The 20,334-nt window shown below is 57.0% G+C and carries 20 protein-coding genes and 1 tRNA gene; 12 read left to right on the top strand and 9 right to left on the bottom strand.

Annotated elements, in window-relative coordinates:
* The first annotated feature begins 98 nt into the window (after positions 1-98).
* Together IQ241_RS07155 and IQ241_RS07150 are read left to right on the top strand one after the other, a co-directional pair.
* Complete coding sequence (locus IQ241_RS07155) at positions 99-1,316, top strand: HhoA/HhoB/HtrA family serine endopeptidase (RefSeq protein WP_193905736.1); 1,218 nt, start codon at positions 99-101, stop codon at positions 1,314-1,316.
* 592 nt (positions 1,317-1,908) lie between these two features.
* Positions 1,909-2,475, top strand: coding sequence for a hypothetical protein (locus IQ241_RS07150; RefSeq protein WP_193905735.1), 567 nt, complete (start codon positions 1,909-1,911; stop codon positions 2,473-2,475).
* 104 nt (positions 2,476-2,579) lie between these two features.
* On the opposite strand, the gene IQ241_RS07145 is transcribed toward IQ241_RS07150, so the two are convergent.
* The 4 genes from IQ241_RS07145 to trxA form a co-directional block, all read right to left on the bottom strand.
* The gene (locus tag IQ241_RS07145) at positions 2,580-4,028 is read right to left on the bottom strand and encodes an FAD-binding domain-containing protein (RefSeq protein WP_193905734.1); all 1,449 of its coding nucleotides are present in this window, start codon (positions 4,026-4,028) and stop codon (positions 2,580-2,582) included.
* A gap of 305 nt (positions 4,029-4,333) precedes the next feature.
* Positions 4,334-4,885 carry an NUDIX hydrolase gene (locus tag IQ241_RS07140; RefSeq protein WP_193905733.1) on the bottom strand — a complete coding sequence of 184 codons (552 nt, stop codon included), beginning with the start codon at positions 4,883-4,885 and terminating at the stop codon, positions 4,334-4,336.
* Between the two features lie 42 nt (positions 4,886-4,927).
* A complete protein-coding gene (gene folK, locus IQ241_RS07135; RefSeq protein WP_193905732.1) occupies positions 4,928-5,446 on the bottom strand; it encodes a 2-amino-4-hydroxy-6-hydroxymethyldihydropteridine diphosphokinase in 519 nt (172 codons plus the stop codon).
* An 80-nt stretch (positions 5,447-5,526) separates the two neighbouring features.
* Positions 5,527-5,847: a thioredoxin gene (gene trxA, locus IQ241_RS07130; RefSeq protein ID WP_193905731.1), complete on the bottom strand. Its 321-nt coding sequence runs from the start codon at positions 5,845-5,847 to the stop codon at positions 5,527-5,529.
* 285 nt (positions 5,848-6,132) lie between these two features.
* On the opposite strand from trxA, the gene IQ241_RS07125 reads away from it, so the two are divergent.
* The 4 genes from IQ241_RS07125 (at position 6,133) to IQ241_RS07110 (ending at position 7,980) form a co-directional block, all read left to right on the top strand.
* Positions 6,133-6,402, top strand: a complete 270-nt coding sequence (locus IQ241_RS07125; protein ID WP_193905730.1) for a hypothetical protein — start codon at positions 6,133-6,135, stop codon at positions 6,400-6,402.
* Complete coding sequence (locus IQ241_RS07120) at positions 6,402-6,770, top strand: clan AA aspartic protease (RefSeq protein WP_193905729.1); 369 nt, start codon at positions 6,402-6,404, stop codon at positions 6,768-6,770. The genes IQ241_RS07125 and IQ241_RS07120 overlap by 1 nt, the downstream gene beginning before the upstream one ends.
* A gap of 89 nt (positions 6,771-6,859) precedes the next feature.
* Positions 6,860-7,609, top strand: coding sequence for a 3-oxoacyl-[acyl-carrier-protein] reductase (fabG, locus tag IQ241_RS07115; RefSeq protein ID WP_193905728.1), 750 nt, complete (start codon positions 6,860-6,862; stop codon positions 7,607-7,609).
* A 230-nt stretch (positions 7,610-7,839) separates the two neighbouring features.
* Complete coding sequence (locus IQ241_RS07110) at positions 7,840-7,980, top strand: hypothetical protein (protein ID WP_193905727.1); 141 nt, start codon at positions 7,840-7,842, stop codon at positions 7,978-7,980.
* Between the two features lie 3 nt (positions 7,981-7,983).
* Here the strand turns inward: IQ241_RS07110 and IQ241_RS07105 are convergent, their stop codons facing one another.
* The gene (locus IQ241_RS07105; protein ID WP_193905726.1) at positions 7,984-9,132 is read right to left on the bottom strand and encodes a site-specific integrase; all 1,149 of its coding nucleotides are present in this window, start codon (positions 9,130-9,132) and stop codon (positions 7,984-7,986) included.
* Positions 9,133-9,319: 187 nt separating this feature from the next.
* Here IQ241_RS07105 and hemH point away from each other — a divergent pair, with 187 nt between their 5' ends.
* Entirely contained in the window at positions 9,320-10,483 is a 1,164-nt protein-coding gene (gene hemH / locus IQ241_RS07100; RefSeq protein ID WP_193905725.1) for a ferrochelatase, read from the top strand.
* A gap of 17 nt (positions 10,484-10,500) precedes the next feature.
* Positions 10,501-11,079, top strand: a complete 579-nt coding sequence (locus IQ241_RS07095; RefSeq protein ID WP_193905793.1) for a rhomboid family intramembrane serine protease — start codon at positions 10,501-10,503, stop codon at positions 11,077-11,079.
* Positions 11,080-11,099: 20 nt separating this feature from the next.
* Here IQ241_RS07095 and hrcA read toward each other — a convergent pair whose 3' ends face one another.
* Positions 11,100-12,194, bottom strand: a complete 1,095-nt coding sequence (gene hrcA / locus IQ241_RS07090) for a heat-inducible transcriptional repressor HrcA (RefSeq protein WP_193905724.1) — start codon at positions 12,192-12,194, stop codon at positions 11,100-11,102.
* Between the two features lie 388 nt (positions 12,195-12,582).
* Between hrcA and IQ241_RS07085 the strand changes: the two genes are divergently transcribed.
* The 3 genes from IQ241_RS07085 to IQ241_RS07075 are packed head-to-tail and all read left to right on the top strand — an operon-like array spanning position 12,583 to position 16,530.
* Positions 12,583-13,611: a LysR family transcriptional regulator gene (locus IQ241_RS07085; RefSeq protein WP_228021460.1), complete on the top strand. Its 1,029-nt coding sequence runs from the start codon at positions 12,583-12,585 to the stop codon at positions 13,609-13,611.
* Between the two features lie 27 nt (positions 13,612-13,638).
* On the top strand, positions 13,639-15,093 hold the full coding sequence (locus tag IQ241_RS07080; protein WP_193905723.1) for a serine/threonine-protein kinase: 1,455 nt from the start codon (positions 13,639-13,641) through the stop codon (positions 15,091-15,093).
* A 9-nt stretch (positions 15,094-15,102) separates the two neighbouring features.
* A complete protein-coding gene (locus tag IQ241_RS07075; protein WP_193905722.1) occupies positions 15,103-16,530 on the top strand; it encodes an ABC transporter substrate-binding protein in 1,428 nt (475 codons plus the stop codon).
* 50 nt (positions 16,531-16,580) lie between these two features.
* Here IQ241_RS07075 and IQ241_RS07070 read toward each other — a convergent pair whose 3' ends face one another.
* Positions 16,581-17,306, bottom strand: a complete 726-nt coding sequence (locus tag IQ241_RS07070; protein WP_193905721.1) for a Crp/Fnr family transcriptional regulator — start codon at positions 17,304-17,306, stop codon at positions 16,581-16,583.
* 1,152 nt (positions 17,307-18,458) lie between these two features.
* On the opposite strand from IQ241_RS07070, the gene IQ241_RS07065 reads away from it, so the two are divergent.
* Positions 18,459-19,397 (top strand): cation diffusion facilitator family transporter, encoded by a 939-nt coding sequence (locus tag IQ241_RS07065; RefSeq protein WP_193905720.1) that lies wholly within the window; start codon positions 18,459-18,461, stop codon positions 19,395-19,397.
* An 11-nt stretch (positions 19,398-19,408) separates the two neighbouring features.
* On the opposite strand, the gene IQ241_RS07060 is transcribed toward IQ241_RS07065, so the two are convergent.
* The gene (locus IQ241_RS07060; RefSeq protein WP_228021470.1) at positions 19,409-19,981 is read right to left on the bottom strand and encodes a chorismate lyase; all 573 of its coding nucleotides are present in this window, start codon (positions 19,979-19,981) and stop codon (positions 19,409-19,411) included.
* Between the two features lie 205 nt (positions 19,982-20,186).
* Positions 20,187-20,268 (bottom strand) — tRNA-Leu (locus IQ241_RS07055).
* Positions 20,269-20,334 lie beyond the last annotated feature (66 nt).

The following is a 20,334-nucleotide window of genomic DNA, read 5'->3' as shown; positions in this document are numbered from 1 at the left end:
TGTGGAATTGTCACGTCGTTTTCACACAGCTGTCACAGTGTAGCGATATAAGACAAGTAGATGCCCTCAGCGTTTGAGCGCGCTGATCTATCAAGGTAATGATGAAGCACCCCTATTCGCAATTGGTTCGGTCGCCATGGTCCTATTTGCTCGTCACTGCGGCTGGTGCCGGTACGATTTTTCTAGCAGCTGGGCGATCTTTGCCTTCAGTTGCTGTCATGGCCGATTCGACTAGTCCGGCTCTCATCAGCCAAGCGCCCGCTGGTACCAGCCGCCTACTCACCGGCGATGCCAACTTTATCGCCGCGGCGGTTGAGCGGGTGGGGCCAGCGGTGGTTCGGATTGATTCTTCTCGGACGGTGACGCGGCGCCGTCCAGCGGTGTTTAACGACCCCTTCTTTCGAGACTTTTTTGGCGATATGGGCGTTCCGGAGCAGCCCACTCAGCGCGTTGAGCGGGGCACCGGCTCGGGCTTTATCATCGATGGCAACGGCACCATTCTGACCAATGCTCACGTCGTTTCCGGGGCAGACCAGGTCACCGTTACGCTGAAGGACGGGCGCGAGCTACGGGGTGAGGTGTTGGGTACGGACTCCCTGACCGACGTCGCTGTGATCCGAGTCGAGGCGACAGACCTGCCGACGGTGCCGATGGGCGATTCGGAGAGCCTACGACCGGGGGAATGGGCGATCGCGATCGGCAACCCGCTGGGCCTGGACAATACCGTCACGGCTGGCATCATCAGCGCTACGGGCCGCACCAGTGCTCAGGTGCGGGTGCCCGATAAGCGAGTCAGCTTTATTCAGACCGACGCCGCGATTAATCCGGGCAATTCCGGCGGACCGCTGCTAAACGAGCGCGGTGAGGTGATTGGGATGAATACGGCGATTATTGGCGGCGCTCAGGGGCTGGGCTTTGCCATCCCCATTCAAGCGGCGCAGGAAGTTGCTCAGGAGCTGATTGCCAACGGCCGAGTCGAGCATGCCTATCTGGGAATCCAAATGCGGACGCTAACGCCAGAGCTGCGGCAGCAGATCAACCAAGATCGCCGCGCTAATTTAAACCTACAGGCCGACTCGGGCGTGGTGATTTTGGGCATTGCTCGCAATTCGCCTGCGGCCCAGTCTGGTTTTCAGGTCGGCGACGTCATTCTGCGGATGAACGATGACCCGGTCGATACGGCTGAACGAGTCCAGCAGATTGTCCAGGACACTCGCGTCGGCGATACGCTCCAGGTTTCGGTCAGCCGGGGCGGACGCACGGTAGATCTAGCCGTCCGGCCTGGCGCCTTCCCGACGGAAACCAGCCGCCGCTAGCCTATTGCTTTCAGTACCTCTTAGGGTTAGGGTAGCCGTCACGGGCTGCCCTTTTTTGGGGAATGACTGAAGGGGTTGGCGAAATAAATCCTAGATATAGCATGCTCATTGGACTGTCCTCTGGATTATCTAGAGGACAATTTCCGTAGAAGGCAGCTTGACAGAGCTTTAAAGCAAAAAAAAGAGCCAGCAAACTCTGCTGGCTCCAGTTGAGTGACTCGGTTTCGTTAGCGTTGATGAGAGGGGTGTTGAAGTTAGCACTGGCATCACCTCAGTTGTTAAGGTGACGGACTTTCAACCGCTCTGGCGAATACTCGCCAGCAGGAGCTTGACCCACCAGTGGAGGTCGCTCTCCCTGAGCCCTCAAGTCTTTACGCTTTTACTATAGCACGTCCTGAGGATTGTCCTGAGGATTGTCCTAAAGACAACTGGCTTTTTCCAAAACGTTTGACGGATGGTAGAGCTGGCAGATCGCTGTAGCCTGCCAATGTAAAGCGGTAGAGACTAATTTTTATATAGAATTCATCTATCTTTGTTGTCCTTAGGACAGTATAGATATAATGTTTCCTTAGGACAGTCCAGAGGACGTGGGATGAGCAACGGAGAACTCGATCGGCTTCCGGTAAGTCAGCTCCCCGCCCGATACGAGCTGGCTAGGAGTGCGGTCTATACGCGCATGGGAGCGCTCGGCATCCAACCTCAGAAGGTCGGAAATCGCTCCTTCGTCAATGCCCAGCAGGTCGGGTTGCTGGATGAACTCCATCGATTTATCAACAGTGGCGGGACGACCGCAGAGTTTATTGACCGCATGGGGATAGCCCAGTCCGGAAAGAATCCAGGACAGTCGCCCAATCTGTCCTCAGGTCTGTCTGTGACCCCGCCGGATATTGTTGGTCTGGTGCGGGCGATCATGGCTGAAATGTCCTCTCGATTTCAGCCACCCAGCCCCGAGCCTGACCCCCTTGCCTACTATCGGGCGCTTGAGGAGGTTGCTCAAAAGGGCTGGCAGCTCAAAACTTCAGAAGTTGCCTACCTGCTCGATCTGCCGCCTAAGGAAATTGAGCGCTTTGACTATCAGTTTTACGAGGCGGGGTTTGTCTTCACCCGAGCGGGCTATCGCTCCGGCGGGGAGGTAGCCTGGCGAGTCAGTAAGCGCTAGGATAAAAGGCACCAGCAGTTTAAGCTGGCTTGATGAGTGACTCCAGTTCGCGTTGATGAAGGGGGTGTCGGTGTTAGCACTGGCCTCCCTTTACCCTTTTTTGCCTAGCGCTTCACTTTATCTTTCTGGGCGCTATATCGCGCCTTGAAGATGGCCTGTCGTTCCTTGTGATTCACGATCGCGGCGGGATAGCCGGTACCCTCTAGCTCCTCTGCTGGAATATCGCCCGTCACCAGCATTTGGGTGTCGAGGTGGCGAATTTCCGGCAGCCATTCGCGTATGTATTCGGCCTCGGGGTCGTATTTTTTGGCCTGGCTAGCGGGGTTGAAAATCCGCAGCGGCTTGGGGTCCATGCCGCTGGAAGCGCTCCACTGCCAGCCGCCATTATTAGCTGAGAGGTCGCCGTCATAGAGATGCTGCATAAAGTACTTCTCGCCCCAGCGCCAGTCAATAATCAGGTCTTTGCTCAAAAAGCTGGCGACAATCATCCGGCAGCGGTTGTGCATCCAGCCGGTCTGGTTGAGCTGGCGCATGGCGGCATCGACGATCGGGTAGCCGGTTTTACCTTCGCACCAGGCCTGGAAAAGATCCTTGTCATTGTCCCAGGGAAAATCCTTCAGCTGCTCCCGGTGGGGGCCTTCGGCTAGCTCTGGGAAAAAGTACATGACGTGCTGGTAAAATTCGCGCCAGGCCAGCTCCTGCTGCCAGACGCGGACATTGGCATGGGTTTCGTCACTACGGCAGCGGCTGTAGGCCGCATCGGCAGCGGCCCAGACCGTGCGAATGCCAATCGCGCCAAACTTATGGGCGGCGCTTAGGGTGGAGGTGCCGGGAATGGCTGGAAAATCGCGCTGCTGATCGTAGGCCGCGATCTCGCGGTCATCTTCACAAAAGTTTTCTAGCTGGGCCAGCGCTGGTGCTTCACCGGGGTCGAGCAAAAATCCATTGTCCCAGGTAAATCCCAGCGTCTTGGCCGATGGCAGCTCAGTCGCTCCGGCCTCCTTGGCCGTAGATTTTTCCTTGGGGCTGAGCCCGGTTAAATTGCTCGGGGCGGGCACGGGTTCTGGCTTAGCCTGGCCGATCCAGTTGCGCCAGAAGGGGGTATAGACCGTGTAGGGGTCGCCAGCCTGAGTTCTAACCTCGCCCGGCGCGTGCAGCAGCTGGTCCCAGGTTTTCGTATGCATTTCAATCCCCTTTTCCTTCAGCGCCTGAGCCACGTCCGTGTCTCGCTGGCGGGAGTAGGGTTCCACATCCCGGTTCCAATAAACGGCGACGGCACCCAGGGCCGCGGCGAGCTTGGGAATGGCCTTGATCGGGTTATCCTGTAAAATCAGCAGCTCACTCCCGGCGGCTTTGTAGCTGTCCTGAAGCGCTTCCAGACAGCCAATCATGTAGGCTACCCGGGCCGGTGCGACGTCATCTGCCTCTAGGATGCCTGGGTCTAAGCAGAACAGGCCGATCAGTTTGGCGCTACGATCGCGCGCCGCCGCTAGACCCAAATTATCGCTGAGGCGCAGATCTCGCCGGTGCCAGAACAGAACCAGGTCAGCCATGAACGCAAAAATCCTTTATATCGTTATCGCCTACAGCAATTTTAAAGGGCTCATTCGATAAAGCAATGCTGCTGCAGGCGCGGATCTAGGCCCAATCGCCTCATTTTGCCCCCGCTTCTGTTAACTTGTGAATAAAATGGAGGCAATGCATATTTCCAGATATAAACTGTATCTAGTCACACAAAATTTCCCTTTTATTGCAATTGGCGGCATTTTGGTCATCCCTATTCTGTCTCTTGGCTGCGGCCCCATGCTCACCAAACCGTAGAGCTGACCTATCGGGGTGTGAAATACACCCATCAGGTCTAGAGGTTCAGGTGCGATCGCGCCATCAAAAAGCTGGCAATTGACTTGGCATCGACGGCTTCCCCCGCCTGGATGGCCCGCTCTAGCTCAGCTGGCGTCATTAGCAGCACCTCCAGATCTTCATCGACATCTAGCGCTGGCGCCGTCTCTAACTTTTCCAGGTCGCGAGCCAGGTAGGCGTAGATAATTTCATCGGAATAGCCCGGCGCCAGGGGAAATTTGCCCAGAGACAGCCAGTTTTTGGCCCGGTAGCCGGTCTCTTCCTCAATTTCCCGCTGAATCGTGGTCAGCGGCGTTTCGCCCGCTTCGATGGTCCCAGCAGGAAACTCCAGCAGCCGTCCTTGCATAGCAAAGCGGTACTGCCGTACCAGCACCAGCTGCCCATCGCTCGTGACTGGAATTGCCAGCGCTCCGCCGGGATGGCGGATACATTCCCAATCGCCGACGACCTGATTGGGCAGGCGAAAGCGAGAGACCTCAAAGTTGAACTTGCGACCGGCGTAGAAAAGCCGATTTTTAAGCAGCTGGGGCGGTTCCTGTCCAGTTGGCATAGCGGGTCACAGTCCTGTAGCTGGAGCAAAACTGGCCCTATCTTACCGCTCTGGCTCATCCGCTTCCAGCCGAGCGACGCCCTCATTGCCAACCGCCTCCGCCAGCTGGAATAGCGACTTATCCAACAGCGGATGCTGCCACATTGGCGCAATCTCACTCAGCGGCACCAGCACAAAGGGGCGCTCATGCAGGCGGGGATGGGGCACGCTGAGGCCCGGCAGCTCGATTACCCAGTCGCCGTACAGCAGCAGGTCAATGTCGAGGGTGCGCGGACCCCAGCGTTCGCGCCGGACTCGGCCAAAGGACGTTTCGACGGCCAGCAGCTGACTCAGCAGAGCATGGGGAAGCAGCGTGGTCCGCAACAGGGCGCAGGCATTCAGATAGTCGGGCTGGGGCGGGCCAACGGCTGCCGTTTGGTAAAGCCGCGATCGCGCCTTTACCTCAACCTCCTCGGTCTGGTCAATCAGCTCGATGGCTTGGAGCAGGGTAGCTCTAGAGTCGCCTAGGTTGCTGCCGAGCGCGATCGCGCAGTCGATAGTTTGATTTGAAAGCGCCGTCATCACTCAGCTAGAACACTCTTCCTAAGCTAACTCAGGATTAGGCTGCGTTGGGCTGCCGATCTGAGTTAGCTGCGGTTGCCCTAGCCGATTTTTTCGCGAATCCGGCTGACCAGCTGCTCTGCGGTCAGAACACCCTCAATCCGGTCGATGGGCTGTCCCTGGTTAAACAAAACCAGCGTCGGCAGAGCGTGAATTTGATGCTGGGAAGCAATTTGTGGATAGCGCTCGGTGTCGATCTTGACAATTTTGACCTCACCTTTCACCTGCGCCTTGACCTGATCCAAGATTTTCGCCATCATCTGGCAGGGGCCGCACCAATCGGCATAAAAATCGACCAGCAGCGGCTGCTCGGAACCGCTGACCATCTCATCGAAGCTATTGAACTGCTGTTTGACTGCCATGGGCGTGCTATTCGAAGTAAAAACCTTCTTCCCATGCTAGTAGCCCGCTTGAGAGATGTGGGGTTCGCTTCCGATTAATTTAGGGATTTACAATACTTCATCTACGGTATTTGAAATATGCTCTAAGAATGTGACTTCGGTGCCACATCCCAAACGGATTACGATGCTTAAGCCTTTCATCGGACAATGGATTAATGTTTTGAAGCTTGGGAATGTGCCATTTTTAGACTGATTCATTATCCTACTAGCTACAATGATGGCAAGGTAAGCAGCAGCAGATTTGATATGTCAGTTCGCCAACGCCGTTACAGCAAAGAGGAAATGTACAGACGAGGACAAGACCTCTACGAGTCGGGCATCCGGGCGCAGGTGGAAGCAGGCAACGAGGGCAGAATTGTTGCCATTGACATTGAGACGGGTGCTTTTGAAGTCGATAACACCGTAATCCCTGCAACCGACCGATTATTCGAGCGCTATCCCGAGGCTCAACCCTGGGTTATTCGGATTGGGCACCGGGCGGTTTACCACTTTGGGTCAAAGAGTTTGAAAAAATAGTGATTTACGGCGTTGTAAATCCCCGTTGTGAAGCCATAGTTCCACTCGTTGTCGGAAATAGCAACGGACAGAGACAGCTGATTGATGCTGTGATAGATACCGGATTCAGTGGATTTCTTAGCCTGCCGCCTGACATCATTTCAACCCTATCGTTGCCTTGGAGAGCGTCTGACATTGGGACGTTAGGGGATGGCAGTGAAGTCCTGTTTGACCTTTTTTCGGTTGATGTCATCTGGGACGGGCAGTACCGTAAAGTCGATGTGGCTGGCTCAGAAGCCGAACCTTTGATTGGAATGGCAATGCTTTACAAATATAAACTAAAGATAGACACCATTGCAGGTGGCCTTGTCAAGATTGAAGCCTTGTAATGACACTCAGTATTAACATTCGTAATTGCCCCGCTTCCCCTCGAAAGTTTACAGTAATTGGGCTGCGCAATTAAGGAAGTGAACTCATCATGGCTGGAGCGCTAGACGGTAAGGTTGCCATCATTACCGGCTCATCTCGGGGCATTGGCAAGGCGGCGGCGTTAGCTCTCGCTGAGCAGGGCAGCAAAATTGTGGTGAACTACGCTCGCTCTAGTCAGGCGGCAGATGCGGTGGTCGCTGAGATTGAGAAGAATAGTGGGGAAGCCCTAGCTCTCCAGGCCGATGTCTCCAAAGCCGATCAGGTAGACGCGATGGTCAAAGCCACCCTGGATAAATTTGGCCGAATTGACGTGCTGGTCAACAATGCTGGCATCACCCGCGACACGCTGCTGCTGCGGATGAAGCCGGAAGACTGGCAGGCCGTAATCGACCTCAATCTGACCGGCGTCTTTCTCTGCACCCGGGCGGTCAGCAAAGTCATGCTCAAGCAGCGCTCCGGGCGGATTATCAATATTTCTTCAGTAGCGGGGCTGATGGGCAATCCCGGACAGGCCAACTACAGCGCCGCCAAAGCCGGGGTGATTGGCTTTACCAAAACCATTGCCAAAGAGCTGGCCCCGCGCGGCGTGACCGCCAATGCCGTTGCCCCCGGCTTTATCGCCACTGATATGACCGAGGACCTGAAAAACACTGAAGAAATCCTCAAGTACATTCCCCTCGGTCGCTACGGTCAGCCAGAGGAAGTGGCCGGACTGATTCGCTTTTTGGCGGCAGATCCGGCGGCGGCCTACATTACCGGTCAGGTGATGAACGTCGATGGCGGCATGGTGATGCAATAGCTCTCCGATACCTGAAGTCAGAAAATCGTCGCTAGACTGATAAAGTGCGCTGTCTATTCTGATAGCCACCGGTAAAAAGGCGACTTCGTCATCGTGACCTCTGCTCAAAAGATAGATCGGCAAAGTTCTGCATCGGGAGAACAAAAAACAGTTACTGTCGCTTGGCCGATGGGTTTGAAGCCCGTGGTCAGTCGTGAGCAGTTATTCGCAACGGGGACCAGCTCGGGGTGATGATCGATCTGCAGCAAAAGACGGTTGAAATCTACCGACCGGATAGAGGAGCTGAAGTTTTGAGCAATCCTAACCAGGTGAATTTAGGCGAAGCCATGCCGGGCTTTGAGCTAAACGTCTCGGATATATGGGGCCGCTGAGTTTTATGACCTACTCAAAGCTGTTGTAACCGCAGCCTGCTGGTCGCGGCGGCTGATCCAGCGGTGGTAGGTACGGTTGTGAATTTGGACGGAGTGGCCCATCATCTTGGCGGCGACGGTGTCGGGCAGACCCATATGGATGGTGCGGATGGCCCAGGCGTGGCGCAGGTCGTAGGGCGAGAAGGGAATCTGATAGCGGCGAAACTGGGTAGAGACCTGCTGTCCGACCCGCTGGAGGGTAGTGCGGCTGAGGTCGGTGCTGACCGGCGGTAGGTTGACCTGGCGCAGGTTGAACCGCTCCACCCACTCGGGGTAAAAGGGCCAAACATCGTGCAGTCCGGTTTTAGTCGTTTCCTGAACTTCGATGATGGCCTCAGAATCGCCGCTCTTCAACGCCCGATAGTCGCAGAAAAAAACCTCGTGGTTGCGCAGCCCGTAGGTGGCCATCATGCCGTAGACAAACTGCCAGGCTGGGTTGGGAATTTCGGCATAGGTGGCTAAGATCTGCTCGTCTGTGGGCAGCGATCGCGCCTGGGTTTGGCTGCTGCCATAGCGGCCCCAATACGCCTTCAGCTCGGTCGGCAGCGCCAGGTTGAGAAACTCCGCAAACGCATTCAGGGCGGTGCAGCAGACCTGGCGGCTGCGGCTGTTCGCCCGGGTGCTCTGAAGGGTGGCGTAGATCGCCTCCGGCAGGCTATAGGCGCGGTGCTGAGCCGCGATCGCGGCAAGCTTCCGTAAATAGGGGGCATAGGCTTTTTCCCAGGTGGTGCGGGCAGAAGCGTTACCCAGCGGCCGTTCGGCAAAAAACTGCTGCTGAAAAGCGGCGATCTGCTCCTCCAAATTCGCCCCAGCCCGGTGCAGGACAGCCACCGGACCGAGGTAGTCGCGCCAGTCAAAGCTGTTTTGAATCAGCCGGGCGGCAATCAGCTTGGCCTCCTGCTCGATCTGCTTCAGGCCCGCTTTAGTCGCAGGCAAGCCTAGAGGAATGCGCTGCTGGTGCGATCGCAGCTTAGGGCTGCCCGGCCGAGGCGGTAGCGTACCCCGCAGGCTGAGCCTATCGCCGCGCCGGTCGATTTTCAGACCCAGGCGGGCGGCCTTCAGCCGCTGGTTCACCTGGGCAAGGGCCAGATCGAGCGGATGGGATGCGGTCATAGAGGTTAGGTCGGTGGCAGCAGCCTATTTATTTTATTCGCCTTTGTTCGCCGATCGATTGGGTTTGTGGCGGGGCGGCCTGGCTCAACCCGGGCGATTCTACAAAATGCAATCTTTCAAGGTTAGGGGTTAGTTGTTAAGCTAAGCAAAGAAGATTAAAACTGCGCACAAGGATACGCGATTTGCCATGGGCCGTGTAGGGGTTTTACTGCTGAATTTGGGTGGGCCAGAGAAGCCGGAAGATGTACGCCCGTTTCTCTTCAATCTGTTTTCCGATCCAGAAATTATCCGCCTGCCCTTTGCAGCGCTCCAGCAGCCTCTGGCCTGGCTGATTTCGACCCGTCGAGCCAAGCAGTCCCGGGCCAACTACCAGCAGATCGGCGGCGGCTCGCCCCTGCGCCAGATCACCGAGCAGCAGGCTGATGCGCTGGAACAAAGCCTGGCGCAGCAGGGGCAGGACGCTAAAGTTTACATCGGCATGCGCTACTGGCATCCCTTTACTGAAGAAGCGGTGGCCCATATCAAGCGCGATCGCATTGAGCAGCTGGTGGTGCTGCCCCTCTATCCGCAGTTTTCAATCAGCACTAGCGGCTCCAGCTTTCGCCTTCTCGAGCAGCTCTGGCAGGATGACCCCGCCCTTAGTCAGATTGACTACACGGTAATTCCTTCCTGGTATAGCCGCACCGGCTATGTCCGGGCGATGGCCGACCTGATTGCTCAGTCCCTAGACCAGCTGCCCAATCCTGACCAGGCCCATATCTTCTTCAGCGCCCATGGCGTCCCCGTCAGCTACGTCACCGAAGCGGGCGATCCCTACCAGCGCGAAATCGAGCACTGCACCGACCTGATTATGCAGGCGCTGAACCGGCCCAATGCCCATACCCTGGCCTACCAGAGCCGAGTTGGCCCAATCGAATGGCTCCAGCCCTATACCGAAGATGCCATTGAGGCACTGGCCGAGCAGGGTGTGAAAGACCTGGTGGTGGTTCCGATTAGCTTTGTCTCTGAGCATATCGAGACGCTGCAAGAAATTGACATCGAGTATCGTGAGCTAGCCGAGGCCGCTGGGATTGAGCGGTTTCAGCGAGTACCAGCGATGAACACCCATGCGGGGTTCATCGACGACCTGGCCGCTATGGTGAGGGAGTCCCTAGCATCGCCGCCCCAGCATTTCTCAGACGTGGTGCAGCCGGACAAGCCGGTCAAAATCTACCCCCAGGACAAGTCGGCCTGGGGGATGACGCCGGTTGCTGAAGTCTGGAATGGTCGCCTAGCAATGCTGGGATTCTTAGCATTACTGTTGGAAATCGTCAGCGGCCATGGCCCGCTGCATCTGGTCGGACTACTTTAAGGAGGTCGCATTTGGGAATGCGAGAGGCAGACGCCAAACCGTCCCTGCTAAGCGAGGCCAAAACCCAGGCGACGGCCCTGTTCGGCTTTGTGGCCCTGCTGTGGCTCGTCGAGATTATCGACTGGGTTATCTTTGGCGGTCGGCTCGATCGCTACGGCATTCGCCCACGTCAGCTGGCTGGGCTTTGGGGCATCCTATTTGCCCCGTTTCTACACGGCAATTTTGAGCATCTGACAGCCAATACGCTGCCGCTGCTGGTTTTAGGCTGGTTGGTGATGCTGCGCGAGACTGGCGACTGGCTGGTGGTAACTGTCCTGTCTGCGCTGGTTGGCGGCCTGGGGACCTGGCTGATTGGGGCGGCTAACACGTCCCATATTGGCGCGAGCGGCATCCTCTTTGGCTATTTCGGCTTTTTGCTGATGCGGGGCTACTTTGAGCGCAGCCTAGTGGCGATCGCGTTTTCCATTCTGGTGATCAGCCTCTACGGCGGCATTGTCTGGGGCGTACTGCCAGGGCAGCCAGGCATCTCCTGGGAAGGGCATCTGTTTGGCTTCATTGGCGGAGCGCTGGCAGCCCGGCTGCTGGCCCGCCAATGAAGCCTATTGAATTTTAGCCATTAGGTGCCGCTGTTTAGTCCACGAAAGCCCTGGGTCACCGCGCGAGTCAGGTAGGCGGCGGCGGACTCGACGGCCGTGATCGCGTTTTCGTAGAGCATGCGGGTTGGCCCCAGCAGGCCGACGCTGCCCAGCGGTTTGCGGTCTTTGCTGTAAACCGCCGACACGAGGGCGCAGGTCTGCATCGGTTCCAGCGGATTTTCAGCCCCAATCCAAATTCGCAGCGGCTCGGCGGCGGGTTCGCCAGCGGCAGCAATCAGCGGCCAGAGCTGGTCGCGACCGTCCTCCAGCAGATAGATCAGGTCGTGCAGCTGATCAGAGGCAAACTCAGGCTGGCGTAGGACTTCGGCCAGACCGCTGAAGACAATCTGGCTAGCAGGCGTACTCCGAGTGCGCTGGGCAAGTCCCGAGATCGCCCCTTGTAGCGTTTCGGCATAGTGCTGAAAGGCCCGGTCTAGCTCAGCCCATTCCAGATCGACAATGGCCGACAGCGGTTTACCCCGAAGCCGATGATTGAGGAAATTAGAGAGAATCTGCAACTCCCGATCGAGCTGCTCTTTCCCAGCCTGGCTGGTCGCCTTGGGAAACTGCACTAGGATGGAGCGGGTGCTGTAAGCGTCCAGCATCACCACCAGCAAAATCTGATCGCCTTCAACTCGCACCAGCTGGAGGTGTTGGAGGCAAACCGCATGGGTCTGGGGTAGCGTTACCAGCGCGATATAGCCGCTGAGCCGAGCCAGCACCTGGGCTGTCTCTTGCAGCAGAGCTTCTACGCTCCAGCCCTCCCAGTCCAAGCGCTCGGTCAGGGCAGCTTCGACCTGGCGAGTCAGGGAAGGCGACGGCTCTAGCAGGTCATCGACATAAAAGCGGTAGCCCGAATCTGAGGGAATTCGCCCGGCTGAGGTATGGGGCTGGTAGAGCAGTCCAGAACGCTCCAGCACCCCCATCGCGTTGCGGATAGTGGCGGAGCTGACCTGCAAATCATAGCCGGTCGCTAGCGACTTAGACCCGACGGGCTCAGCCGTCATCACATAGTGGCGCACCGTCGCCCAGAGGACGCGCTGCTGTCGAGCATTGAGCTGAACCGGCTTTTCCATAGACGGTGGAAAAACTGAGTAGGTTGCTAGATTTGATTTACCTTAACAGAAACTTGAGAATCCCGAACATCCGGGATAACCCGCAGGATGGCGCTATTCTCCGACGAACTGGCCGGTGAAAAAAGCCAGGCTGCTACCATCAATTAGGGCAACACCCTCAATTCCTGGTAAATTCAAAAAGTCTTCGATCCGCGCTGGCGTTATTAATCTATACACAATTGTCGTTTTTGCTTCTAGTTTGTTGACAAGTCCCGGCTAGCTTGTGCTCCCCGCGCTTGTGCACCAGGTTCTCGTTCGAATCAGTTGGCGAATCAGTTGGGCTGACCCCGGCCCCGCTTTCAGGATGATTCCACCATCCTAAATTCTTACCTATGCAGGTTTAGTCCCAATGTCTGACCTCCCTTTCACCCTCGACCAGCTCCGCATTCTCAAGGCTATTGCCGCCGAGGGCAGCTTTAAGCGGGCTGCGGACAGCCTATACGTCTCCCAGCCCGCGGTCAGTCTACAAGTGCAGAACCTGGAGCGTCAGCTCGACGTGCCGCTGTTCGATCGCGGCGGTCGCCGGGCGCAGCTGACCGAGGCGGGACACCTGCTGCTGGAGTACGGCGACCTCATCCTAAGCCTCTGTCAGGAAACCTGTCGGGCCATCGAAGACCTGCAAAACCTCCAGGGCGGGACGCTGATCGTCGGGGCCAGCCAGACCACTGGCACCTATCTGCTGCCGCGGATGATTGGGCTGTTTCGGCAGCGCTATCCAGACGTGGCGGTGCAGCTCCATGTCCATTCCACCCGCCGCACTTCCTGGAGTGTCGCCAACGGCCAGATCGACCTGGCAATTATCGGCGGCGAGGTACCGCCCGAGCTGCAGGATTCGCTGGAGGTGATTCCCTATGCCGAAGACGAGCTAGCGCTGATCATGCCGGTGTTTCATCCTCTAGCTAGTGGCGATGTGATTCCCAGGAGCGATCTCTACAAGCTTAAGTTCATTACCCTCGATTCGCAGTCCACGATTCGCAAGGTGATTGACCAGGTGCTGACCCGCTGCGGCATCGAAACCCGGCGGCTGCAGATTGAAATGGAGCTGAACTCAATCGAGGCGATTAAAAATGCGGTGCAGTCGGGCTTGGGCGTGGCCTTTGTGTCTGTTTCTGCAATCGAAAAGGAGCTGCAGATGGGGGCTATTCATCGGGCTCGAATCGAGGCCGTAGTGGTGAAGCGAACGCTATCGGTGATCTTTAATCCCAATCGCTATCGGTCGAAGGCGGCAGAAGCTTTTACCCGAGAAATTCTGCCCCAGTTCACCAACCAGCAAATAGAATTTAGTAAAGAGGCTAAGCGGGACAACGGCGCGGCTCGGGTGACGGCTAAAGCTAAGACGGTGACAGCCGATTCTTCCTCCGCCGAAGTGAGCCGTTGAGCCTTAACGCCAGCCGTGTAAAGGCCTATGCAACTTTACTGCACTCGTCCGAGCTGTCCTCGACCGGTCAATCAGTTTGACGACCTTGATAACCACTCAGCTCTCAAAAAGGCGCAGCAAAAGTACTGTACGAGCTGTGGCATGGAGCTGTTTCTCAGCGGTCGCTATCTGTCGGAGCGGCTGCTGGGGCAGGGCGGCTTTGGCTCGGCTTTTCTAGCTCGCGATCGCTACACGCCAACCCTGCGCCACTGTGTTGTAAAGCTATTTCAGCCCTCGTCCAGCCTGGGGCCGAAGCAGCTGCAGATGGCCCAGATGCTGTTCGAGCGCGAAGCTGAGGTGCTAGAGCAGCTGGGGAATCAGCATCCGCAGATTCCCAATCTCTATGCTTTCTTTCCGCTGGTAGTGCCGAGTTTGCGGTCTGACCAATGCGAAGAGTATTTTTATTTAGTCCAAGAATTTATCGACGGTGAGGATTTTGGCAAAATTCTCCACCGCCGCGGGCCACTGTCCGAAAAGGCGGTTAGGGCCGTGCTGGTCTCTATGCTGCAGGTACTGGCGTTTGTCCATCAGCATGGCACAATCCACCGCGATATCAAGCCTTCGAATATTATGAAAGGCCGCAATAACGAGCTATATCTGCTCGACTTTGGCGCGGTGAAGCAGGTCACGGTCGGACCGGGGTCGGGTCAGTCAACCGGTATCTATACGACCGGCTATGCCCCCCCGGAGCAGATGTCTGGCGGTCAGGTATTTCCCTCGACCGACCTCTACGCGCTGGCGGTGACCTGCGTCGTACTGCTGACGAACCAGCCGACGGCTGAGCTATTTGATAGCTACACCCATACCTGGCGCTGGCAGGAGCAGCACCAGGTGAGCCCGGGTCTGGCGGCAGTGCTCAATCGGATGCTCCAGGCCACGCCAAATAGTCGCTATCAGTCTGCCGATGAGGCGCTGGCTGCCCTAACGCGCGAGGCCGGTAAGATGTCCGTCCCCAATCCGTCGTTCCCAGCCCAGATTTCACCGTCGCCCGCCGCGGCTGCACCGTCGCCGCTGGCTTCCCCCTCACCGACTGCCCCGCCAGCGCCATCAGCCACCCTGCTGCCCACTAGCCGTCTCAGCTCGTTACCGGCCTTCTTGGGGGCGGCGGCGTTTACCGGCGTTGAAGGTGGGCTATTGGCGATCGCAATTTTTAGCTTGCTGGGTACGACTCTGCTAGGCAGCGGGACCTGGCTAGGGCTCATGATCATTTTGATCATTCTGCAACTGCGACGGATTATCGAACGGTTAGACTTATTAGTAATTGCGGGTATTTCCGGTGCGGCTGTGCTGCTGTTACCGCGACTGCAGCAGGTGATTTTGCCGGTCAGCGGCGGGCAGCCGATGCAGACTGTGCTAATGCTTGCCATCCTGGCAGGGCTGAGTACGGTCGCGATCGCGGTTCTATTTCGCCTGATTTTCCGCCTAGTGTCTCGATTGATTTAGCCTCTGCCTATGTCCAAACGAAACGAGATTCCGGCGCTCGTCGTCTCGCTACTGGTGACCCTAGCGCTACTGGCCAGCGGGCTATATCTGATGCGATCGCGGCTGCCCCTCGATGCCGTGGCCGGCCTGTTTCGGCCAGGCACACCGGTGCGCCCCGTGTCTCGGCAGGTTTTAGCGGGGCGACTCAGTCGAGGAGAGCTGTCGCTGCTGCCCGGCAGCGTTACGCCCACTATCGAGCAGGGCCTGGACGCCTTTGCCGCAGGAGACTATGCGACTGCGGTTAAGCAGTTTGAAGCGGCCCTCCAGAACCAGCGTAACAATCCTGAAACGCTAATCTATCTAAACAATGCTCGGATTGGCCAGGCTCCCTCCTATACCCTAGCCGTGGCCGTGCCGATCGGGACCGAACCCAAGCCCGCGCAGGAAATTTTACGCGGCGTTGCCCAGGCGCAGCAGGAGATCAATCAAGCGGGTGGGGTGAACGGGGTGCCGCTAGAGGTGGTGATTGTCAGCGATGACGATGACCCCAACGTGGCCGCTGGGCTGGCCGGTTTGCTGGTAGACGATCCCGATATTCTGGCGGTGATCGGGCACTTTGGCAGCAGTACAACCTTAGCCGCTGCGCCCATCTATCAGGCCGGAGAGCTCGTGATGATCTCGCCGACTAGCACCGCCGTCAGTCTGTCCAACGCCGGTCGCTACATCTACCGCACGGTACCCAGCGACCGCCTAGCGGCCAGTGCCCTAGCCCGATACATGCTGACCGACCTCGATTCACAGCGGGCGGCGGTATTCTTCACGTCTGAAAGCGACTATAGCCGCTCGATCAAAAATGAATTTACAACGGCTTTGCTGAGCGACGGGGGAGACATGGTGGCTGAGCTTGACCTCAGTAGCGATAACTTTGACGCTGGCCAGCTGGTCCGCCAGGCCCTCCAGCAGGATGCTGAAGTCCTAGTGCTAGCTGCCAATACCGCTACTTTAGACGAAGCCTTGCAGGTGATCGCGGTCAACCGACAGCAGCTTCCCATGCTGGGTGGGGACAGTTTGTACAATCCCAAAATTCTGGAGGTCGGCGGCAATAGAGCGTTAGGATTAGTCGTGGCGGTGCCCTGGCATATTCTCGATCGGCCCCAGGCGCCCTTTGTACCCTCCTCACGGCAGCTTTGGGGGGGCGATGTGAGCTGGCGTACCGCGATGACCTACGACGCTACCCAGGCGCTGGTCGCGGCCCTGCAGTCCAACCCGACCCGCGAGGGTATTCAGACGTCGCTTCAGGCTGCCGGGTTCAATCCAGCGGGCGCGACCCAGCCCGTGCGATTCTTTGCGTCGGGCGATCGCAATCAGCCTTCCCAGCTGGTCAAAGTGGTTGAAGGCAGCCGCTCCGGCTACGGCTACGACTTCGTCCCAGTTGATCTAATCCCCGCTACTAACTGAGCCCCGCCAGACGCAACCAGCTTGAATCCAACCGGCTCAAATCCAATGCGCTAAGGTAGCGATTCGTAATTTGTATGGGCCTGCTGAGACCAGCTTGCGCCAGGCGGGATGCAGATTAGATTTTCACCATGGTTTTGAATCAGCCCCCGCTGGCGCAGCTTACCCATTAGGCGGGTCACGGTGACTCGGGTAGAGCCAATGGCGCTACCAATCTGAGCGTGGGTCAGGGGAAACGGCAGATAGTCACCCGCCTCGCAAGATTCGCCATATTCATCGATCAGCAGGGTTAAGAATCCCAGCAGCCGGTCGATTGTCCGCCGCTGGCCCAGGGTGCTAAGCCAAAGCAGCTTCCGCTGATGCTGCCGCCGAAACGCATCCAGCACCTCACGACGGAAATGGGGCCAGGTATCTAAATCATTCCAGTAGAGCCAGATGATGGTGGTCTGATCGACGTGGGAAAAGCTCTGGAGCGTGAAAGGCGGCTGGGCTACAATCTCAAACGGCTGTCCCGCTCCGACAAAGCCGAGAAACGCCTCCTCCGCTGCGACCAGCGGTATACGGGCGGCTGAGCCCTTCTGCCTCACGGTGGCGCTGACCTGGGCGTTGCCCACCAGGCGTACTGCGCCACGCTGCACCAAGTAGAGCAACCCAGCCCGAGTGGGGATCTTCTCGTCTTTGCTAAAGTCCCGACAGCGGTAGTGTTCGTTTGCCCAGTCAGAAATCCGCTGCCAAGACAAGAAAGGCCGAGCGCTATCCGGTTGAGAAGGAGAAGACATGGGGGAAACGCCGGGGATAGGTTCAAGGGTATAGAGAGACATCTAATATCCAAACCGAGGATCACGTCAATTCAATTAAGTACTTCGAATGATTCGAAGTAGGGCGAAGTAGGGTATACAGGGCTCGGGATGTAAAAATATTTACCAACCTGATCAAACTAAACCTCAAGCCCTGCCCATGTAGCTGGTCTGTCTAAAAGACAGCTAAGCCAATGAAATAAAGCAGTTCAGGCGATAACAGACGGTCGATTTATATTAAATTCTGGGGGCACAGCTGCTGCAGAGGGGGGCAACCCTGTGAGTCAGAGATACAGCTAAATTGTTCTAAGTAGATTAGTACAGTTTTCCGGTTTTTGGGGCGCTATTTTTTGTGCTTTGATGCTTTTCCGATGTTCATAGAAATGGCGACGGGTTAACCGGCTCAGACTCCCTTGTAGAGTAGCGCAAAAAGGCCATGAGCGCTGCCTCGAATCCCGTCGAATAAAGCCTATTTTTCCTCACCAGGTGGCGCCTGAAAGGTTTGAAATAGCTGCCCGGTCGGTAGACCTGGGCCAGCAAGCAGGATTTTGCATTTTTTCACGGATTGGTCCAGGCCCCGATCTACTTAAGAAGAAAAGATAGCGACTTCAGTCCGTCCTACCCAAAAAATATCTCAGAAAGGTTGCCTTAGCCAAACCTTTTGCGACTCTATACTCACCCCAAACTTGATAGCTCTGCCTAAATAAACAAAAGCGCAATCGGCTCCAGGTCAGACTTAGAATTTCTGCATATTTAGCTGCGCTGCTGCAAGCAGCGCAGCCGCAGAGGCGCCCGCCTGCTCTTCTGAGCGTTCTCCGTAAATTGCCGGATTTAGACGCCGGCTATGGGGTACGAATTTGACTTTTTCAGCCAGAACTCGGCCCCGAGCCAGCTACCCATGGTAGGCTTACCTAGCGCTAGCTTTCCGCTTCGGAGCGAGGATTTTTTGTCAAAATTTGTCAAAAAAAGCGTTGAAAGTCTGGGTTTTGGATGACAAATTCTTCAATACCTCGTATAGTAGTGACTGTGTGAGGAGCGAACCAGTCAGGGCACCGAGACGAAACACGGCCAGTCGTCGGTGCCCTTTCTGTTTTTAAACACGGGTTTTCTAAGTTCCGTGCTAGCCTGTGGGCTATGAACGAGGGCGGACACCAGCGGCGCATCAGCTATCGCCTGCTGCTAGCAATCCTATGGGCAACGCTGCTAGTCTTAGCAATTGAGGTCACAGCGGGCTGGGTTAGCCATTCCCTGAGCCTGCTAGCCGAAGCATTGCACACGCTAATCGATGTTTTTAGCACCAGCCTGAGCCTGATTGCGGTTGCCTCACCCCAGCGCACACTGGGCCGCGAAATTTGGGGTCATGGTCGTGGTGAAGCCGCCGGAGCGCTTCTGCTAGCAGCGATTCTAGGCTTTTCAAACTTGACATTGCTGCTGCTGGCGATCGGCCAGCTGCAGGGGCTTTGGCAGCAGTCCGCTGTTCCCTTTCCAGTCGAGATCACGATAACGCTGATTCAACTGGTAACGGCGATGGTAGTCATTACGCTGGGGCTGGCGCTGCTGTCTGCCTATCAGAACCGTACCCTAGGCAGCCTGGCCCTACGGCTTAACTCCCAGCATTTGCTGCAAGATGCCTGGCTGACGGCCTCGATGCTGCTAGGGTTGGTGGCGATCTGGCGCGGCTACGGCTGGGTTGATCCGCTGGTGGCGATCGCGCTAGTCGGTTTTTCAATCAGAAGCTTTTGGCGAATGCTGCTATCCCAGCTGCCGATGCTGCTGCGGCCGACCGCGATCGCGCCTGAAGCGATCGCCCAGGTGGCCGGTCAGGTAGAAGGCGTCACCCGCTGTACCCGGATTCTGTCTCGGGGCATGGTCGGTCGCCAAGTCTGGGTCGAACTGCACATTGCCCTCCACCCCGAATTTGCCAGCATGGCCAGCGTCATTGGTGAGCGGGTTGAAAATGCGCTGCGGCAGCAGTACGGCCCGCTGCGAGCCAAAATTTGGGTCGAGAAAATGTACACCCCGATGGAATACATGCCGGGCTCCTACCAGCCCGAACCGCCGCCTTCACCCTAGTGCTCTGAACCTTAGCCTTCTGAACGCATTGGCCCCAGGTAGCGCACCAGGTAGGGCGAGAACACTTCGTAGATCAGCGTCAGGGGTTTGCCGCGATGCCAGAACAGATAATGACGTCCCCAAAACGGTCCTCGCTGGTCAAAGGCCTGCTCTAGCGGAGCCGAATAGCCGTAGTGGAGCCCTTGCACATCTCGATAGAGCTCTGTGCGCAGCTGCGCCAAGCTGGCCCAGACCGGCAGTGAACGATTTTTCAGATACTCATCGACGTGGCTGGCCTCCCACCAGGAAGTGGCATAGGCCAGCCGCTGCCCCGAGGCGGTCCGCAGCCAAACCTGACGCCGCAGATGCGGGCCTGGCACGGCGCGAATTAGGTCGGGGGCTCGATCGTCCCGGTCACCGACCCGAGACATGTCGATCACATCCACTTCAGTCTGCTCTCGGGTGAGCAGCTGCAAATGTCGCGTGGGTGAGCCGTCGCCAAGCAGTAAAATTTGCCAGGCAGGCGAAAGCTGATCGTGGGGCAGCCCCTGCTGTACCGATTTTTCGTCACCCTGCCAAAGGTCTCGTAGGGCGTGCCAGGCCAGATCGGCCTGGGCCTTAGCAGCAGATTGAGGATCGCCCGTTTGCCCGGGATTGGAAGCAGGCTGCAGAACTGAAGTCAAAACGATTTGTAAAAGTTTACATTTTCTAGAAATATCATAGTATTTCTAGCCGCTGCCTGCATCGTCCATGAGTCCTTCGTTAGCCTATGGCTTGGACCGTGGTCTGGCCTTAGGCCAGACCACCCGATGCGGATGGCGAGACTCGAACTCGCAAGGCGTGAGCCACACGCCCCTCAAGCGTGCGTGTCTACCAATTCCACCACATCCGCAGAACTCTAGCGCCTGATTGCGCCGAATATTCAGTTTCTAACCATAGCTCAAAAAGGGCAGCTTGG

Source organism: Vasconcelosia minhoensis LEGE 07310 (assembly GCF_015207255.1).
Taxonomy (GTDB): Bacteria; Cyanobacteriota; Cyanobacteriia; order Phormidesmidales; family Phormidesmidaceae; genus Vasconcelosia; species Vasconcelosia minhoensis.
The sequence above is the reverse complement of the archived record's forward strand: the minus strand, read 5'-3'. Positions and strand labels throughout refer to the sequence as shown.

Coding starts and splice junctions, on each gene's coding strand:
- IQ241_RS07155 (WP_193905736.1), top strand. CDS start 99: ATGATGAAGCACCCCTATTCGCAATTGGTTCGGTCGCCATGGTCCTAT.
- IQ241_RS07150 (WP_193905735.1), top strand. CDS start 1,909: ATGAGCAACGGAGAACTCGATCGGCTTCCGGTAAGTCAGCTCCCCGCC.
- IQ241_RS07145 (WP_193905734.1), bottom strand. CDS start 4,028: ATGGCTGACCTGGTTCTGTTCTGGCACCGGCGAGATCTGCGCCTCAGC.
- IQ241_RS07140 (WP_193905733.1), bottom strand. CDS start 4,885: ATGCCAACTGGACAGGAACCGCCCCAGCTGCTTAAAAATCGGCTTTTC.
- folK (WP_193905732.1), bottom strand. CDS start 5,446: ATGACGGCGCTTTCAAATCAAACTATCGACTGCGCGATCGCGCTCGGC.
- trxA (WP_193905731.1), bottom strand. CDS start 5,847: ATGGCAGTCAAACAGCAGTTCAATAGCTTCGATGAGATGGTCAGCGGT.
- IQ241_RS07125 (WP_193905730.1), top strand. CDS start 6,133: ATGTCAGTTCGCCAACGCCGTTACAGCAAAGAGGAAATGTACAGACGA.
- fabG (WP_193905728.1), top strand. CDS start 6,860: ATGGCTGGAGCGCTAGACGGTAAGGTTGCCATCATTACCGGCTCATCT.
- IQ241_RS07110 (WP_193905727.1), top strand. CDS start 7,840: ATGATCGATCTGCAGCAAAAGACGGTTGAAATCTACCGACCGGATAGA.
- IQ241_RS07105 (WP_193905726.1), bottom strand. CDS start 9,132: ATGACCGCATCCCATCCGCTCGATCTGGCCCTTGCCCAGGTGAACCAG.
- hemH (WP_193905725.1), top strand. CDS start 9,320: ATGGGCCGTGTAGGGGTTTTACTGCTGAATTTGGGTGGGCCAGAGAAG.
- IQ241_RS07095 (WP_193905793.1), top strand. CDS start 10,501: ATGCGAGAGGCAGACGCCAAACCGTCCCTGCTAAGCGAGGCCAAAACC.
- hrcA (WP_193905724.1), bottom strand. CDS start 12,194: ATGGAAAAGCCGGTTCAGCTCAATGCTCGACAGCAGCGCGTCCTCTGG.
- IQ241_RS07085 (WP_228021460.1), top strand. CDS start 12,583: ATGTCTGACCTCCCTTTCACCCTCGACCAGCTCCGCATTCTCAAGGCT.
- IQ241_RS07080 (WP_193905723.1), top strand. CDS start 13,639: ATGCAACTTTACTGCACTCGTCCGAGCTGTCCTCGACCGGTCAATCAG.
- IQ241_RS07075 (WP_193905722.1), top strand. CDS start 15,103: ATGTCCAAACGAAACGAGATTCCGGCGCTCGTCGTCTCGCTACTGGTG.
- IQ241_RS07070 (WP_193905721.1), bottom strand. CDS start 17,306: ATGTCTTCTCCTTCTCAACCGGATAGCGCTCGGCCTTTCTTGTCTTGG.
- IQ241_RS07065 (WP_193905720.1), top strand. CDS start 18,459: ATGAACGAGGGCGGACACCAGCGGCGCATCAGCTATCGCCTGCTGCTA.